The sequence below is a fragment of the Calothrix sp. NIES-2100 genome (assembly GCF_963875285.1).
Taxonomy (GTDB): domain Bacteria; phylum Cyanobacteriota; class Cyanobacteriia; order Cyanobacteriales; family Nostocaceae; genus Aulosira.
On the sequence record NZ_CAWNLA010000001.1, the window covers coordinates 4246835 to 4264563 of the forward strand.

General features: G+C 40.9%; 15 protein-coding genes. 6 read left to right on the plus strand and 9 right to left on the minus strand.

The annotated features are described in order from the left end of the window. Window positions 1-67 precede the first annotated feature (67 nt). From AACU32_RS17325 to AACU32_RS17350, 6 genes are all read right to left on the minus strand, one after another. The gene (locus AACU32_RS17325; protein ID WP_096601570.1) at window positions 68-2113 is read right to left on the minus strand and encodes an AAA-like domain-containing protein; all 2046 of its coding nucleotides are present in this window, start codon (window positions 2111-2113) and stop codon (window positions 68-70) included. A gap of 610 nt (window positions 2114-2723) precedes the next feature. After that, entirely contained in the window at window positions 2724-3644 is a 921-nt protein-coding gene (locus tag AACU32_RS17330) for a DUF1338 domain-containing protein (RefSeq protein WP_096601573.1), read from the minus strand. A 131-nt stretch (window positions 3645-3775) separates the two neighbouring features. Beyond that, window positions 3776-5074 carry an acetyl ornithine aminotransferase family protein gene (locus AACU32_RS17335; RefSeq protein WP_096601576.1) on the minus strand — a complete coding sequence of 433 codons (1299 nt, stop codon included), beginning with the start codon at window positions 5072-5074 and terminating at the stop codon, window positions 3776-3778. A 261-nt stretch (window positions 5075-5335) separates the two neighbouring features. Beyond that, the gene (locus tag AACU32_RS17340) at window positions 5336-6556 is read right to left on the minus strand and encodes an RNA-guided endonuclease InsQ/TnpB family protein (RefSeq protein ID WP_096601579.1); all 1221 of its coding nucleotides are present in this window, start codon (window positions 6554-6556) and stop codon (window positions 5336-5338) included. A gap of 259 nt (window positions 6557-6815) precedes the next feature. Next, complete coding sequence (locus tag AACU32_RS17345; RefSeq protein ID WP_339378006.1) at window positions 6816-7022, minus strand: hypothetical protein; 207 nt, start codon at window positions 7020-7022, stop codon at window positions 6816-6818. Window positions 7023-7238: 216 nt separating this feature from the next. Further along, window positions 7239-7514 (minus strand): peptidase, encoded by a 276-nt coding sequence (locus AACU32_RS17350; RefSeq protein ID WP_096601582.1) that lies wholly within the window; start codon window positions 7512-7514, stop codon window positions 7239-7241. A 115-nt stretch (window positions 7515-7629) separates the two neighbouring features. On the opposite strand from AACU32_RS17350, the gene AACU32_RS17355 reads away from it, so the two are divergent. Beyond that, window positions 7630-8838 carry a NupC/NupG family nucleoside CNT transporter gene (locus AACU32_RS17355; protein WP_096601585.1) on the plus strand — a complete coding sequence of 403 codons (1209 nt, stop codon included), beginning with the start codon at window positions 7630-7632 and terminating at the stop codon, window positions 8836-8838. Window positions 8839-8939: 101 nt separating this feature from the next. Here AACU32_RS17355 and AACU32_RS17360 read toward each other — a convergent pair whose 3' ends face one another. Together AACU32_RS17360 and AACU32_RS17365 are read right to left on the minus strand one after the other, a co-directional pair. Beyond that, window positions 8940-9416, minus strand: a complete 477-nt coding sequence (locus tag AACU32_RS17360; RefSeq protein WP_096601588.1) for a hypothetical protein — start codon at window positions 9414-9416, stop codon at window positions 8940-8942. Window positions 9417-9562: 146 nt separating this feature from the next. Further along, on the minus strand, window positions 9563-11074 hold the full coding sequence (locus AACU32_RS17365) for a hydroxysqualene dehydroxylase (RefSeq protein WP_096601591.1): 1512 nt from the start codon (window positions 11072-11074) through the stop codon (window positions 9563-9565). Window positions 11075-11418: 344 nt separating this feature from the next. Between AACU32_RS17365 and AACU32_RS17370 the strand changes: the two genes are divergently transcribed. Further along, window positions 11419-12321: a class I SAM-dependent methyltransferase gene (locus AACU32_RS17370; RefSeq protein ID WP_096601594.1), complete on the plus strand. Its 903-nt coding sequence runs from the start codon at window positions 11419-11421 to the stop codon at window positions 12319-12321. 83 nt (window positions 12322-12404) lie between these two features. Beyond that, window positions 12405-12608 carry a hypothetical protein gene (locus AACU32_RS17375; RefSeq protein ID WP_096601597.1) on the plus strand — a complete coding sequence of 68 codons (204 nt, stop codon included), beginning with the start codon at window positions 12405-12407 and terminating at the stop codon, window positions 12606-12608. A 183-nt stretch (window positions 12609-12791) separates the two neighbouring features. On the opposite strand, the gene AACU32_RS17380 is transcribed toward AACU32_RS17375, so the two are convergent. Next, window positions 12792-13175, minus strand: a complete 384-nt coding sequence (locus AACU32_RS17380) for a cyclic nucleotide-binding domain-containing protein (protein ID WP_096601600.1) — start codon at window positions 13173-13175, stop codon at window positions 12792-12794. 410 nt (window positions 13176-13585) lie between these two features. Between AACU32_RS17380 and AACU32_RS17385 the strand changes: the two genes are divergently transcribed. The 3 genes from AACU32_RS17385 to AACU32_RS17395 all read left to right on the plus strand — a co-directional run bounded on the left by AACU32_RS17385 (window position 13586) and on the right by AACU32_RS17395 (window position 17716). Then, window positions 13586-15478, plus strand: a complete 1893-nt coding sequence (locus tag AACU32_RS17385; RefSeq protein ID WP_096601602.1) for a lipoxygenase family protein — start codon at window positions 13586-13588, stop codon at window positions 15476-15478. A 71-nt stretch (window positions 15479-15549) separates the two neighbouring features. After that, window positions 15550-16896, plus strand: coding sequence for a cytochrome P450 (locus AACU32_RS17390; protein ID WP_096601605.1), 1347 nt, complete (start codon window positions 15550-15552; stop codon window positions 16894-16896). A gap of 262 nt (window positions 16897-17158) precedes the next feature. After that, the gene (locus tag AACU32_RS17395) at window positions 17159-17716 is read left to right on the plus strand and encodes a hypothetical protein (protein ID WP_096601608.1); all 558 of its coding nucleotides are present in this window, start codon (window positions 17159-17161) and stop codon (window positions 17714-17716) included. The last annotated feature ends 13 nt before the right edge of the window (window positions 17717-17729 follow it).

Here is a 17729-nt window from a genome sequence, read left to right on the forward strand (position 1 = left end):
GCGAACGCAATGACATGTAAAAAAGTGGGATGCTCCCCTTGTAAGCTTTTTAGACATCCTCATAAATTCACCCCAAATGCTCATCAAAATACTGACGATACAACTCACATGAAGAAATCACATTATTCACCTGAAATTTCACCAATCCCATACTGCGTAATTTAAATGCCAACCCAGAATCTATGCGTACTGAACTAGTAGCGGTAACTACTTGTTTCATAGCACTAGCTAAGTTAATATCCTCCTGTAAATTCGACAAATGTCTACGTAAATGGTCGCTGTAAAAACCTTCTTCTGTAGGAGCAATTTGTAATAATTGTGACAAATTCATCCTGCCACGAGCTATTTCATAAATAGCTTTTCTCACCAAATAAGGATGTCCTCCTAACATATCCATGAATTGCTGAATTTCTCCTTCATTCCAATGCAAATTATGGCGTTGCAGCAAATCCTCTATCTGTAATTTATTAAACTCTGGTAATTCAATGGGCAATCCCACATTAAAGGGCGATTGATTAATATTTAAAGGAATATAAACTTCTTTAGAATGAACAATTGCCAAACGCAATTTTTTCCAAATTTCTTTATTCTTAGAGGTTTCATGCCAAGCTCGTAACAAAGCAAAAAATTCTGAGGCTACTTGCGGATATTGAAAAACTTGATCGACTTCATCTAAACCTAAAACAATCGGGTGAGGAATTTCTGAAAGTAAATATCTTTGAAAGTAGTTTGTACACTTGTCTTTACTACCCAAAACACCTTGCCAATATTCTGTTAATTTATCTTGGAGATTCAATTCTTGAGCAATACTGACACAAAACCATTGCAAGAATTTATCTAAGTTAGTAAAAAATTCTGCATCTGCTGATTGAAAGTTTAAATAAGCAGCAGAATAACCTTGTTTTGTTCCACAATCGAGAATGCGCGTTAACAGTGAAGTCTTACCCATTTGCCGAGGAGCTTTAATCCGAATCAGCGCCCCTGGTCGTAAAATTTCTTCATAACAGTCATTCTCAATCGGTGGACGTTCTATATAAAAAGCTGATTCTAAGCTAACCTGTCCTTCTGGTTGTTCAAAATTTATCTGTTTAGAGGCAGAATTAAAAGCAGGCTGAGTAATCGGAATAGTTGATGCAAAGGAATTATCCGGTGTACTTTCACTAAATAACTCTTGGAAGAATTGCCTAATTTTTTGGAAAATAGAAGCCTCACCACCAGACTGAGAAGAAATTAGCCTAGCTGTTGGTGGCGCTGGCACCAATGTTTGAGCCTGAGATATATTAAACTGTTGCTGTAAAGCCTGCAAAGCAGCATTAGCATCTTGGTAACGCTGGCGATAGTCATAGCGCACCATTTTATCTAAAAATTCTGCAACGCCAAGGCTGATATTAACTGTGCCTTGGAACAAAGCACAACATATCTCACCATTAGCATTTCGTGGTAGCTGGAGAGGTTGTAACCCAGTCAAAGCCTGAAAAGCAATAATCCCCACTGCATAGATATCGCTACTAAACTGGGGATAAAGCGCCTGTTGTTCGCTTGGCATATAGCCAGGAGTACCAATTGCTACTGTCAGGCTACTTTGACCTTGAGGATTAACTTGCAAAGCACCAATTTCTTTAACTGCGCCAAAGTCAATCAGGACAATTTTCCCATCTTTGCGCCGCATCAAATTCAGTGGCTTGATATCTCGGTGGATAATACCTTGTTGATGAACAAAAGCTAAAACTTCTAAGATTTCCTTCGTAAGTCTTAATACGTCAGCTTCGCTTTGACGGTAACCAGGGATAATTTCTGTGCCCAAATTATTGCCATCAACATATTCTTGAACTAAATAAAATTCTCTGTTTTCTAGAAAATGGGCAAATAATTGGGGAATTTGCGGATGTGTGTTACCAAGTTTGTATAAAATTTTTGCTTCTTTGTCAAACTTGTCTTGAGCAATCTCTAAAATCGCAGGATTTGCATTTTTAGGTTTGAGATACTTGACTACGCATGTAGGGTAACCGGGTAAATCCAAATCATAAGCCAGGTAAGTCTCACCAAATCCACCAATTCCCAACAATTTAAAAACTTGATATCGATTTCGCAGCGTTACCCCAATTAAACTCATTTTGCGTCCTCTATCTTTTAAGCTGATAATTTGTCAAATAATGGACACGAAAAAATTAACTAGTATATTTTTTTACCATTTTTTTTATATAATTTAGGAATTTAGCTGTACAGATAAAAACTATTTAATATCTACTGTTGGAGCAAAAAACGCTATTTTAGGGATTATTATCAGTAATTTACTGCGAGTTGACGGTCAAAATCAACCCTAGCTAATTTTTTTTGGGATTTTGTAACAATCAGATATTGTCTATCAAGCTTGACCAACAAGTTGATTTATCAGTAAGTCAGCGAGAAAAATCTAATGTATGTGAAGAAATATAAATTATTTGTAGAGTATTTTACTGCTGAAGTTACGGCATCTTGAATCATTAATGGTGCGTCGGTGCGGCGCTTGGCGACAACACACCCTACATTTAAGTTTTTCAACATCGCCCTACAATTGAGTTGCATCGACCTGTAATGCGATCGCAACTTCACAAACAAATAGTCGCCCCGCCACTGATAAAATTAAACTACATCTATATTTGAGAACCATAGTTTTAATAGCTCCCTGCTCTTTGTAGCGGGCAAGATGCCCGCACTACTCCAGGTTTCAAAATGGACGAGATTTACTTACTACCAACCCGCGTCATTTCAAATAATTGCTGGGCATTCTTACCCAAAAAAGCATCAAACAGTATATGTTTTCCCGGTTCTATTTCTACAGGATAACGCTGGGCAATTTCATAATAAGCGTAAGTCCAAGGAATCTGAATTTCCTCACCGCTGTTATCATCTAAAACTGTTACCATTTCTTTTACTGCTTGAGTTGCAGTTTGACGCAAACCCCAAGCAATATTACCTTCTATCTCCGCTTTCATCGGGACACCCAGGTTAACTAAACCGCTAACTGTAGCCTCAATATCTGGGTATTTTGCTGCGTTCTGGCGGTTGACGTAGCCTGTGAAATGGTTAACAGCATAACCATGCAACAATACCCAAGCACCATACTGAGTTACTTGGTTAACTTCTTCCACAACTGAACGTTGGGGAGGTAGCCAAGGACGAGTAAAGATTTTGTGGAGTTGTTGGGCAATACTTTCTACGTTCCCATCTTCTGGTAAAGCATCAGTTACAGAAAAGATGAGTTCATCCTGAAGTGAAGATACTGTTTTTTGGATGAGTTGGGCAATTCTATCAGGCAATTCATCAACAATTAACTCACTGATAAACAGCTTAGGCAAATCAAATTTTGCTTCCTGCGGGTGAGTATAATGACGGGCATATAAATGAGTTTCGGGAAAAATATATTCCCCCCCTGCTACGTAACCCAAAGCTGTGGCTAGTTGTTCAAGGTAGTCCATTCCCAAGCTAACCTGACCTTTTGGGCTATCCAGCGACAGACGCAAAGACCGCAAAGCAATGTGATCATTAGCAACAATCCCACCAGCCGCTGTAATCATTTGCTGATAGGTGCGAGCATAATTTACTCTGGCACTATATTCTTGCCACAGTAATGAGTAAAGATGAATAGCAAGTTCGGGTTTCATAATTATTTGTCAATAGTCATTTGTCATTTGTCATTTGTCATTGGGCATTTATCTTCCTTGTCCCCCTTGTCCTCCTTGTCCCCCTTGTCTCCTTTTCCTCATCCCCCTTGTGCCCTCTGCCTTCTGCCTTCCTAAGAACCTAAAATATCCGCGAGAATATCTAAGCCAATCTGAATTTGGTTGCTATCAATAATTAAAGGTGGACAAAAACGAATTGCGGCTTTACCACAACCAAGTAATAACAAACCCCGTAAGAAGGCTTCTTGAATTATGCGATCGCGCATGTGACGATCAAGATTACCTTCTTCATCCAATAAATCTACCGCTACCATTAAACCTTTACCTCGCGGTAAGGATAATCTGGGAAATCTCTGATGCAGTTGCGTTAAACCAGCTTGTAATAACTCTCCCATCTGAGAAGCGTTAGTTATCAAACCATCTTCTAACAGTCGCAGTGTGGCAATACCAGCAACGCAAGCTACTGGATTACCGCCAAATGTAGTTGCATGGGCACCAGGAGGCCAAGTCATTAATTCTGGGCGGGAGAGTATTGCACCTAAGGGTAAACCGCTGGCGATACCTTTGGCTGTGGTTATAATATCTGGCATTACGCCCCAATGCTCGATCGCAAATAGGCGACCGGTGCGTCCCATCCCGGATTGCACTTCATCTACTACCATCAGGATGCCATAGCGATCGCATATATCGCGAATTCGTGGCAAAAATCCTGACTCTGGGACGATGTATCCCCCCTCACCTTGAATTGCTTCGACTACAATTGCTGCAATTTCCTCAGGTGGTAATATGGTCGGGAATAGCTGTTTTTCTAGATAATCCAAGCTTGCATGAGTGCCGTAGGGAATATGAGTCACTCCCGGAACAAAAGGCCCAAAATTGGCTCTTTGCACTGCTTTAGAACCAGTCAAAGACATTGCGCCATAGGTGCGTCCGTGGAATGCGCCCAAAAATGCGACGATGTGCGATCGCTTGGTGTAATATCGAGCCAGTTTAATTGCGCCTTCGTTAGACTCTGCCCCTGAGTTAGTAAAAAATACCTTTGCACCTTGGGGAAAAGGGGCGCGAACCGCTAATTTTTCCGCCAATTCTACCATCGGTTCATAATAAAAATCAGTCCCCGACATATGTAGCAACTGTGCTGACTGGGCTTGAATTGCAGCCACAACTTCTGGATGGGCGTGTCCGGTGTTGGTAACAGCAATACCTGCTGTCATATCCAAGAAAACATTGCCATCAACGTCTTCCACCATACAACCTTCACCCCTAGCCACCACCAAGGGATAATCTCTAGTGTAGGAAGGAGAAGTTACAGCGCGATCGCGTTCTATAATTGCTTGGGCACGCGGCCCTGGTAAAGAAGTCACCAAGTTGGGTACACGCGGTAAACCCAAATTAACAGAGATACTTAACATAGTTTTTTAGATTTTTTTAAGATAATTTTTGATTTAAAGCTGAGGTTGCAACTATTGCAGTATCAATTGATTCTCTTTGTCAAAGATTTATACTTGGATTACTAAATACAAAGTACAAGGCCAAACATCGGCTTTTGAGTTAACAGTTGAGCTTGACATCAACAGCTATCCTGAAAAATCTTTATTGTCTGGTTACGTCGGACAATCTTATTATAATTTCCATTAAATTTAGCATATTGACACTCCCCGTACGTCACTTCGCTATGTGCGGGGATTCTTCTTTCCACGAGATGATTTACTCGCAGAAGTTGCCTTCTTTGAGCAGGGATCAAGCTCTCCAGAAGCGTGAATTTCCGATAGCCCATCGGTATTTTTAATCAGTTCTAATCCTCTGTTAAGAATATTTTTTGCGGCATTAATATCTCGGCAATCGATATATGAGCAAGCACGGCAGATATGTGTCCTAGTACTCAATATTTTGTGTACTGGATGCCCACAATTACTACAGTTGATTGTCGTATTGTGAGGAGGTACAGCTATCACAACTCGCCCATATACTTTGCCAAAATATTCCAACCAGTTAGTGAAAGTTGACCAACTCGCGTCAGAAATACTTTTGGCAAGATGATGATTTTTCACCATATTGCGCACCTGTAAGTTCTCATAAGCCACGATGTCTGCCGACTTCACTACGCATTGGGCTAATTTCACGCACCAATCTTGACGCTGGCGTTGTACTTTCAGGTGCTTCCTTCCGAGTCGATTCCGTGCTTTAACACGATTTTTCGACCCTTTGGCACAACGAGATAATCTTTGTTGTGCCTTTTTTAATACCTTTTCGGACTTTCTGAGATACCGAGGATTTTCTATTTTATTACCATCAGAGTCGGTGTAGAAACTGGTTAATCCTAAGTCAATGCCTAAAGATTTACCTGTTGGTGTTAACTCCTCTTTTCTGTCGTGGTCGATGCAGAATTGAATGTATATTCCATCTACACGACGAACAATTCTTACCCGTTTTATCTGACTTATTTGATAGTGATTTAAGTCACGAGTTCCCATTAATTTTATTGTTCCCACACCAAATTTATGTGTGAATGTTATGAATCGACGGCACTCTGAAAGCGACCATCCACTTTGCTTGTATTCAACAGATAGTCTGGTTTGAAATCTCCGAAATTTTGGAAACCCTTTCTTGCCTGGGATCTTTTTCTGGCAATTATCAAAGAATCTTGTGATTGCTGCCCACGCTCGTTCTGCCATTGCCTGTCTTGCCGTTGAGTTCAATTTTGATACCCAAGGAAAGTCAGGATTGTCTGACAGAACTTTCGTATATTTATTTAAATCAAATCCAGTTTTTGCATGACCATCTAACCAATAGCGCAGGCAAGAGTTACGCACAAAAAGAGCAGTCCTTAAGACTTCATTTATCTTAAGTAACTGCTGTTTTTTGGTTTCTGCTTTTGCTTCGTAGACTATCATGTTTTTTCTGAATTTCTATTAAGTAGATTATCAAAAAGTTGTCAAAAACTCAACTACCCTCCTAAACTTATTTCGTTGTACGAAATATTGTCTAAGAGGGTGTTTCGTTTTTAACCGTTATTCATCCCCAGGTTGCGCTTCGCTTCACCTGGAGTCTTCTAACTTGTTAAGATAAAAATTTTAGTGTTGCAGATTTGCGGTATCATTTGTCTCACGCATGAGGCAACAGCAGGGCAGAAAAAATGATAGTTTTAAGATTTTAATGACAAACTTTCATCCCTGATTTCAGCAACACCGTCAGCTGTGCTAATCCGAGACATAATACAGCATTAAACAAGGCTTTAGCTGGAGAAGCGATCGCAAGCAGATTGTCTACAATCCTGTAAACATATAGATTTGGCATTTTGGCAGATATTTGAATTGTCAAGTTGGTATCTTGAGGTTCGCGAATGTCTTTGTGCGACAATACCGACTTGCAGAATCCCTCGGCTAACTACCGGGGGTCTTTTTTTTTGACTGCGCTTTGCGTGTCCATAGTCAATGGTCAATAGTCAATAGTCAATAGTTATCCCCCGGTCACTGAGCGAAGCCGAAGTGTGTCTCCCTTGTCCCCCGGTTGGTGAGTTTCGGCTCCGCTCAACTACCGCGAAGTCGAGCCACATCTCCCTCATCTCCCTAGCCCCTAGCTATGTGAATCTGAACGTTTGCGAAATAAGCCCGTCATACTTATACCAGTAATCAACAAGCCGATTAACCCCAAACCATTCAACAACGGATAAATTTTGCCTAAATGTAATATTTCCATAGTGTGAATGCGGAGAAATAATTCCCCTAATTCGCCTTGTCCAAACCATTCATCTACAATGGTGTAGCCCAAACCAGTCAACACAGTCAAAAACAAGGGCAGACATAGGATGATAGCAATCTGGCGATGATATTTGCGAAATGCTCGATTCATAAGTAAATTCTCATCTAGTAAACTTCAGGTTATCAAACTAATTTGTCAAAAAAGACATATTTTTGTGTATGCTTTGTGACCAAGTGTCTCAGCAGTGCATTTTTGGGAATTAATTATGGAACGCGCTATTTCCGCCCTAGGAATATTAGTTTTTATAGGTATATCTTACGCGCTCTCTGTTAATCGTAGCGCTATTCGTTGGCGAACAGTGGCCTGGGGTTTGGGTTTGGAGTTTACATTTGCCCTGCTGATTCTGAAAACTCCTGGTGGTTTGACTATATTTAAAACTTTAGGCGATGTGGTCAGCAATTTTTTGGCATTCTCGGATGTGGGGGCAAAATTTGTCTTTGGCGAAAATTTTAAGGATCATTTATTTGCCTTTCAGGTTTTACCCACGATTATCTTTTTCTCTGCCTTTAGTAGTGTCTTATATTACTATGGAATTTTGCCGCGCGTGGTGAATGGGCTAGCGTGGGTAATGATGAAGACGATGAAAACATCAGGCTCTGAGTCCTTATCCTGTGCAGGCAATATATTTTTGGGGCCAACTGAGTCAGCATTAATAGTTAAGCCTTATATAGCTAAAATGACGCAATCAGAACTCCATGCAGTCATGACGGGTGGTTTTGCCACAATTGCCGGCGGAGTACTAGGAGCTTATTTGTCATTTGGCATACCAGCAGAACACTTAATTGCTGCTTTCTTTATGACTGCGCCTACATCCTTGGTAGTATCAAAACTGCTTTATCCAGAAACGGAAATATCAGAAACCGCTGGTCATGCCAAGCTTAAAGTGGAAACAAATTACATCAATGTGATTGATGCTACTACTACAGGGGCAATTGATGGCGTGAAGCTAGCAGTTAATGTTGCGGTAATGATCATAGCGTTTTTGGGGTTACTAGCTGCCTTCAATGCTTTTCTGGGGTGGTTGGGAGGGTTTGTTAGTTTACCGCAGTTGTCATTGCAGTGGATTTTGTCTTTTATTATGGCTCCTGTAGCCTGGTTGATGGGTGTGCCTTGGGCTGATTGTTTGCAAGTAGGCGCATTATTGGGTACAAAGACAATTCTCAATGAGTTTATTGCTTTTCTAGATTTAAAGGCCCTGATTGCTAGTGGCAAAATTTCCCAAAGGGCGATAATTATTGCCACTTATGCATTATGTAATTTTGCGAATATTGGCTCTATAGGAATTACTGTAGGTGGTATTGCAGGTATAGCACCCGATCGCCAACATGACCTAGCGCGTATGGGTGTAAAATCCATGATTGGCGGATTACTGGCAGGTTTTATCACTGCTTGTATTGCAGGGATGTTGGTTTAAATGGGTATGGGGCATGGGGGCATTGGGTATTTCTTTTTTATCGACCTTGTCCTCCTTGTCCTCCTTGTCCCCCTTGTCCCCCTTTCCCCTTCCCCCTTCCCTCATCTCCCTCTTCCCCCTCTTCCCCTGAACTCCCTCTGATCCCCAATTCCCAATTTCCAATTACTTGGTTGTTGTAAGTAATCTAGCTTTCCTTGTGCTATCAGCAACAAAGCCAACCTTGTATTTACAAATCCCGTAACTAAGTAATTACCTGGTGGCAAACTGATACTTTGTAAATCAGTACTAATACCAGAGTACACAGTTCCACAGTAAGTCCTGTCTCCTGGTAACTTAAATTGCAACAAATAGTCATGTATATATTCATCTGGAATCATAAAAATGCCATAGACATGATGCTGACCACGCCAAGGCTGAATAACTATTTTTTCGGGTTGAATGTAATATTTTTGACTAAAATTTAAAAAGCCACTTTTATAACATTTACCGATAGGCGATCGCTCTGATATATAAGAAAAGCCTAGTATACCAACTAAGCTAATGGCAAACAAGATATAAAGGAATTGACGACTTCGCACTTCTTAATATCCAAAACTACCTTTTGCTGTTATAGCTTAACTATTATTTAAGTCACCCATGAGCGGCTAGGGGCTAGGGAGATATGGGGAGTGTGGGCAGTGTGGGAGTCTTACAAATGCCCAATGCCCCATGCCCAAGCTGGCTGCTAAGGTAACCAAAAATTAGGCATAATGGATTTGCTTAGATGACGCACTGTTTGGTTGAGCGATCGCGCTACTTGTATATGTGCTTCATCTGCTTCTACTGGTAAAATCACAGATGGCTGACCTGTTCCTAAATAGGACACTACCAAATTCGCGGCTTCTAAGCCAGTAACATAAGCCTTTTCCTGCGACCATGAACCATGACGGTTAACAATCCAATCGCCACTCATAAATACATTCGCCAAACTTGTCTTGGCTGGTAACATATGACGATAACTTCCTGGCGCAAAATGAGTCACCGCATTTGCTAGGCGAATGACACTGCTATCAATCACCTTTGCTTCGCGAAAACCGGGGACGCAAGTTGCTAAATAACGCTGCACTATGGGCACAATTTCCGCATCACTTAAATTGAGAAATTGATTAGCGTGATAAAAATCAGCTTCAATTACCGTTCCTGATTCATTTTTATATTCATCATGCAGGGCATTTAAGTCAAAAAATGTCCATCCTGTAGTATCATCAAATCCAAAACAAGCATTAGAAGGACGAGGAATATTTATCTGGCTGTCAAACCATAACCGCGTTGCTAAAACATCAATTGCTCCCAAATTATTTAAATTGCGGAATTCTTCACAACTTTGTAAACTGGGGCTATTGGCAACAATTTTCTTCATTCCCGTCACACCAACGGCAAAAATCACAGCGTCAGCATCAAACACTTCATCATCACAAACCACGCCCTTGGCTTGATTATTACTATCAACTATTAAGTCAGTTACTCGCCGTTTCGATAAAACTTTCGCACCAGCTTTTTCAATTTTTTCTACCCAAGGGCGAAATATTTTTTCTCCCACAGTTCCCCGACACCAAACCACATCAAAATCAGGCTGATGTGCCAGAATAAAAAAGTACAGCATTCCTAAAGTTGCGGCGGCTGAACACTGTTCGCCAGGAGCAAACAATCCTACCAATAACATTGGTTCAAATGCTTCTTTATAAAGTCGCGCCGACACACCAAAATCTTTGAATAATTCTCGCGCCGTGACAAAGTCATAACGCCGCCATGCTTCATGAGAATTATCAAAATCAACTACAGCATAAAGTAAAGGTAAGGCACTCAAACGATCTATTAATGGTAGACGCTGAAAATGAGTGTAGAGGAAAGTTCCGAGTGGTGAAGGAAGACGTGGTAACTCTTGAAAAATTGGCGATTCCACTTCCAAACCCGCAGGGGAATATTGCGCAGAACGAGTCCATGATGTAAAAGGATTAATTCCTAATTCATTGATGAGTGCAAAAATATTTCTGTAAGGATACCAAAAGCCATGTATACCCGCTTCTACAGAACGTCCTGCGGCTGTTTTCCAACCAGCAACCAATCCCCCAGGATAAGGCCCTGCTTCTAGAAGCGTCACATCATATCCTTGTTTTGCTAAGTGGTAGGTTGCGCCTAAACCAGCCCAACCTGCGCCTACAACTACTACCCGTTTTTGTTGTGACTCTTCATTCATTACCGCACAGTCTCCGATCATTGTCGTCTATAATTAAATTTAAAGTATTTGTAAAGCAATTTAACTGTCTGATAGTAAAATTACTGATAATTGACAATGATTTTATTTGAGAATATTTAAAAAATATCGTTGCTTAACAGATTTTTTTTCAGCAGTCCACTGCATTTTCAAGTAATTAATCTTAGATGATTTTTTTAAATTCGCTCCTTCCAGATCCCCGACTTATCCAAAAAGTCAGGGAGCTAATGGACTGCTATAATTTAGATAAAATCACACTTGCGGTTAATTATTGGGTAGGAGTATAACAAGAAAAATATCTAGTTATACATCAAAAAAATACTCCGATGACTCAATTAGAAACACCTAGAATTAGTCTCAGTGAATTTCATCTGCGGGATGGCATTTATTTTCCGAAAAACTATGAAGATTTAAAAAATACTGAACATAAACAAAAATGGGATGCAATTGGTAAGACATACTATGGTTCCCAAAAAATTGAGCAGGTAGCAGAAACATCACCAATTAAACAAGATTACACTTTGTTAGGTGGTAAACCTGGGGGGACTTGGAATAAATTTCCGATGAATAAATCTGTTGATTCTGTTCTGGAAATTGGTTGTGGCTACGGACGTGCGCCCTTACATCTTTCCAAAGCTAAAAATCTGCAATGTCAAAAATATTATGCTATTGATATTTCTGAATCTTTGTTAAGAAGATTAATCAAAGTTAAGCAAGAGTATGACTTTTTTCCAGAGGCAGAATTTAATATAATTTGTAATTCCGCAGAAGTATTACCTTTAGCAGATAATTCTGTCGATTTAGTAATTTCTAACTGTGTATTTATGCATATACCAGATGTGCAGTTAAGAAACTTATTGACTGAGATATTTCGCGTCCTCAAGCCTGGGGGAATGTTCGTTTTTAACCATTCTTTCCATAACAAATCTTGTCCTTCCCATATCATTCATAATTTCATTAGAAATCTGAATATATTTGGGAAAAACCCCATTTATCTCAAGCAATATTCAGCGATAGAAATTCAGGAAATGTTGAATAATGCTGGAATCAAAACCAAGTGTCCAGAATATACAGTTGAACCAACAACAGAATATGCAATTTTACCGGAAACCATCAAAGGTATTCCAGTCCCGTTTGCTAAAGCAATTAATCAAAGTCTCAAACCTTCAGATGCTTGGAAAGAAACTTTAGCTTATGGCTTTAGTGCCTATAGTAATCCACTGGAGTGAGTAGGGGATGAGGGGGATGAGGGAAAGGAAGGGGGACAAGGAAGACAGGGGAGAAATAACAAATGACCAATGACCAATGACTATTGACTCTTTTTTGTCAATTTGAAACCATTGTTAGTCAGTGGTTTCTTTTTATTTTATCAACTAAAGATTTAATTATCAGGTGCGTTCAAGCGATCGCCTTCCAGATCCCCGACTTCTCAAAGGATGCTGCTGGCGAATCAGGAGTAAGACCCCTCACTGATCCCGAAATCCCGCCCTCACCCTGGAAGGGTGGGGCTAATTGAACAAAGCCCACCTTCGTGGGCTAAATTTTCTTAGCCTACGAAGGTAGGCTTTGTAGCGTTAGCCAGTGGCTTCTAGCCTGCGGGCGGTATGTTGGGTAAGCGATCAATATTGAGGATCAAACCCGCCATTCGCCAGCACTATCCTCAAAGAAGTCGGGGATCTTACTTCTCACGAATGATTTATTATAATGAAAGACTAGAGAGCGATCGCTCTACACGAGTCAGACGTTCTGAGTAGTTTTTCATCACTTGCAGAGCAAACAAGGGAGTTTCTTGCACTACAAACAGAAACCTTTGTTCATCAAGAAAAGCAAGTTGACAATCGGTTTTGGCAATAGCTGTATAAGTTCTATTTTTTACACCTACAAGTGCGCCGATCGCAAAAACTTCTCCGGCTGTAATTGTTTCTACAATTTTGCCATCAACTAATATATCAACCGAGCCTTCTATAATACCATACATACAATCTCCAGGTTCTCCCACCTCAAATATTACTTGTCCGGCGGCAAATATTTTCGGATCTGGTTGTTTTTGAAAGATACTGATAGTCTGTACTGCATTTAACATCAAAACTGCTCCAAAATAGTATATTTTTCACCTATGTTTTGCCTAGTACATGAGTCGGGCGTGTTTAGATCCCCGACTTCTTAAAAGAAGTCGGGGATCTTGCAACTGTGCAAAATTAATGCGATGAACCACTAGCTTTGGCAAATGCGATCGCTGTTTGTAGATGCTAGGGTAAAACAAGCAAGGTTAACAAAGCATTAACTTGTGGTAAAACGTAATTTTAAGTTTATCGCCAAAATTTCTGGAATAGCGGCATAATTACCTGTAATCTATACCAGAGTTCTGTTCCATACAAATTTTTGCAACACAACCTGTGAATAACGACCACTAGGGCAAAATATTCGATAAGCTCTACGAGACAGAGCTAACTGTTTTGAAGTTCTCTTTGAATAATATATGCAAGAATGTCCATGACTGCTTCATCACCAGATAATTTGATAAGTCTGCCAATTACTCAAAGCCTGGAGATAGCTAGGCAGGAATATCGATATAACTATAGCCATATTCCACCCCTGGCGATGGTGGATGAGCTACCTCCAGGGGAAAAATTCTCCACTAGCTGGTATTTTTTGTTAGCCCAGCAGTTACGGATGATTTTTGTCAATACCTTGATTACCAACCGAGGTAATCGCGGTTCTAAGTCGGTTCGTGATGATGTGAAATTGTTTATTTTGGAAGCCTTATTCAAGGGAGCGATTCCTTTAAATATCAGCATTATTGCTAGGCTGCTGCAAATTATCCCCCAGTTTTTGATTAAAGGAATATCCAAAGATTTTCACGAACTTGACGATCTGTTTTTTTCTATTCTCAAGGACAACGGAGTCCAGATTCTCAGAGATACTCTGAATCGGGTAATTGAAATGCTGTATGAAGGACAGCCTACAGGACATGTAACCAACCTGACAGAGTACGAAAAGTTGTTCCCGATCATTGGAGTCCCGGCGATCGCCAAAACTTTTCAAGAAGATGAAGTATTTGCCTATATGCGGGTAGCTGGGTACAATCCAGTGATGATTGAGAGAGTAACCAGCACAAGCGATCGCTTTCCTGTCACGGATGAGCATTACCAAGCCGTCATGGGAAGCGACGATTCATTACAAGCAGCTGGGGAAGAAGGAAGACTTTACCTCGCAGATTATGGAATTTTTGCGGGTGCGCTCAATGGTACACACCCAAAAGCCCAAAAATATGTCTATGCGCCCCTAGCACTGTTTGCTGTACCCAAAGGCTCAAGTCCCGATCGTTTACTGCGCCCAATAGCCATTCAATGTGGGCAAACTCCCGGCCCCGATTACCCAATTATTACACCTAACTCTGGTAAATACACTTGGTTGTTTGCCAAAACAATTGTGCAAATAGCCGATGCTAACTTCCATGAACCTGTTACCCACCTAGCCAGAACCCACTTGTTTGTCGGTGCTTTTGTCATGGCTACCTATCGACAACTACCAGGTACACACCCCCTGAGTTTACTGCTACGCCCCCATTTTGTAGGTACTTTAGCGATCAATGATGCCGCCCAAAGAATTCTGATTGCGCGTGGCGGTGGGGTAGATAGATTGCTATCATCGACAATTGATAACTCACGAGTGTTAGCCGTGAAGGGATTGCAAAGCTATGGCTTCAACGGTGCCATGTTACCAAAGCAATTCGAGCAGCGCGGTGTAGGCGATCGCAATTTGCTACCTGTTTATCCTTACCGAGATGATGCCCTATTAGTCTGGGATGCCATTCATCAATGGGTTGCCGACTACCTCAAACTTTACTACCCTACAGATAAAGAAATTCAAAATGATGCCGCTTTGCAATCATGGGCTGCCGAAGTTCAAGCGTATGAAGGTGGACGCATTAGCGAGTTTGGGGAAGATGGACGTATCCAGACGCGAGAATACCTAGTTGATGCCGTAACGCTGATCATTTTCACCGCCAGCGCCCAACATGCAGCCGTTAACTTTCCCCAGAAAGATTTAATGGGCTATGCCGGCTCCACACCTTTGGCAGGTTATTTACCCGCCTCAACTCTCCAAGGAGAAGTTACTGAGGAAGACTACTTCAATTTGCTCTCACCCCTAGATCAGTCGCAACGACAATACAACCTGCTGGCGTTGCTGGGTTCAGTATATTTTAATAAACTCGGTGAATATCCGCAGGGATACTTTACTGACGCGCGCGTAAAACCCTTTTTGCAAGGGTTCCAGGAAAATCTGCAACAAGTTGAAAATACCATCAATCAGCGCAACTTGAACCGTCCACCCTATGAGTATCTGCTCCCTTCCAAAATTCCTCAGAGCATTAATATTTAAATGGTCATTTGTCATTTGTCATTTGTGTAAATACAGTTGCCCCATGCCCCATGCCCTAGATAGAGAACATTATGGAACTCAAAGAAAAAATTCTCAAAGGCCACAACCGCCAAATTAGGCTTTCACGCCTTCTCGCCAAAGTTGGTTATAACACTCCGATTGGCAAGCTGCTGCGCTTGGTTTTTTATTATCTGGATGGCTCGATATTGCTGAAGGCATGGAGGGATTTTCTTTACATCCGCAGGGACAATATCGGAGACAAATTTTTTGCAGTAGATCAGGCGATTATGCATTCCTCTCACTCTCAGGTGAAGGAACTAATGCAAGTCGAGCCGCAATTGCGGGGAAATGATTTAGGTATCATTAGAATCTTAGCTTCTAGCTACATGCTCAACAATCCATTGAGCTTGGGAATGAATGGTAATGAACACACAGGAGTTCGTGCTGTGTTCTTGCAAGCATTACCAGATCCATCTGCACAGGCAGAGTTTTTAGGACAATTAGTCGATCAATCCTTGTCAAAAGCGGCGACACAAAATCAGTTACACATCGGCAATGATTTGCCTAAGATGATGTTAGCGATTTTGCACCAACTTGTTTTCCAGATTTCATTATCTGAGGAAGAAATCACTGCATCGGCTGCTTATATTAAAGGTTTGGTTCTCTCATCCTTGCCAAATTTCGTGAGCAAGTATCTCCTGTCTTTTAAAACAGCACCAAACATTCGTCATCGTCAGCGGTTAATCGAGCGATACAAACAATCGCCAAAATGGGCATCATACATGCAAATTGCTGCCCAGTATCAGTTGAACGAACACCAAATTGCTAACAGCATCTTCGATATGATTCATATTGCCGGCACTGCTGGTACAAGTGCGCTTTTGGGATCTGTAATTGGTGTTCTCTGCCTCAATGATAGCTTAAGAGATGATGTAGAAGCAGAGATTAATGCTGTTTGGGATGGAAACAATACTCCCAGCGGCTACGCGATAGAACAGTCAACACTCATCAATAAAGTAATTTTGGAAACGGCGCGTCTTTATCCACCTGTGCGATTTGTTAGCCAACTCACTACAGAAAGGGGGACAGTTGAAATCGGTGGGAAACAATGTCCATTCCAAAAAGGTACTCGGTTGCTTGGCTCTATCTTTACTGCTAATCGAGATCCGCAAAGATATCAAAATCCAGATGATTTTGACTTAACGCGAGATTTCTCTGATATTGTATCTTGGAACGGCGAGGGACATGAGCGAGTTTGTCCTGGCAGATCATTATCAATTGGCATAATAAAAATGTTCTGTCTGTATTTGTTGAAAAATTATCAATGGAACTCATTTACAGAGGTTAAGTGGGATTTTGAAAAAGTAACTGCTGTTACTCCTAATAATTTAGTCCTACAAGGCTTTGCTCATAGATAGGAGACATCCCAATACTTTTCGGTTAAGGGGAAAAAGGGGAATGAAAAAACCTTTAACCCTAACCCTTTCACCTTGAGCGAAAAGTATTGAAGTCCATTGTAATGGACTAAAAATGCCAAGTTTTATCCTGTTAAATTAATGACTTTTATTTTCACAACAAGTAATTACCCGTAAAGGTGCAAGATATCAGATAATGTGATAAATCACACAACGAGTTCATGTAAAATCTTTCTTCTCTAGCCCCTAGCCCCTAGCCGCTATTATGATTGAACCAATCGAGAAAAAGCAACTCGACAATATTGCAACCTGGATGATTCCCATCGCCGAAACAAAGTTACCAACGCCCCTCAAGGGTGTATTCTTTATGGATGGCAATCCCCTTCCTGATACTTGCATCACCATGTACAACTTAGAATGGGACACCCAAACCCTGAGCTTAGTTCTACCTGTCTTTGCTCCATTGCAGTGGACTTTTCATAATTCATTTGCTGGATGGCTATTACTTATTGGTGCCCAAATAGCTCGGTTTACCTACAAAATTCAGTTTGAAGATGAAACTTTGCAGCGATCGCAAATCATGGCTTTTGCTTTTGGGTTGACAATTCCCAAGTGGATATTAAATTTTACCATGATCCAAGACGAAAATTCTCCAAATGGCGATATTTGGTATCGCAAGAACATTTTTTTCGGCATGTTTCCTGGACTTGGCGATTATACACTTCGTAAAGTTGTGGATGCAGATGGTAACTATACTCCAGCGTTTCCAGAGATGTTGAGTAAGGCGCCAAATGAATGTTTGGTGATTGTTCGTAATTTGTAATTTGTCATTAGTC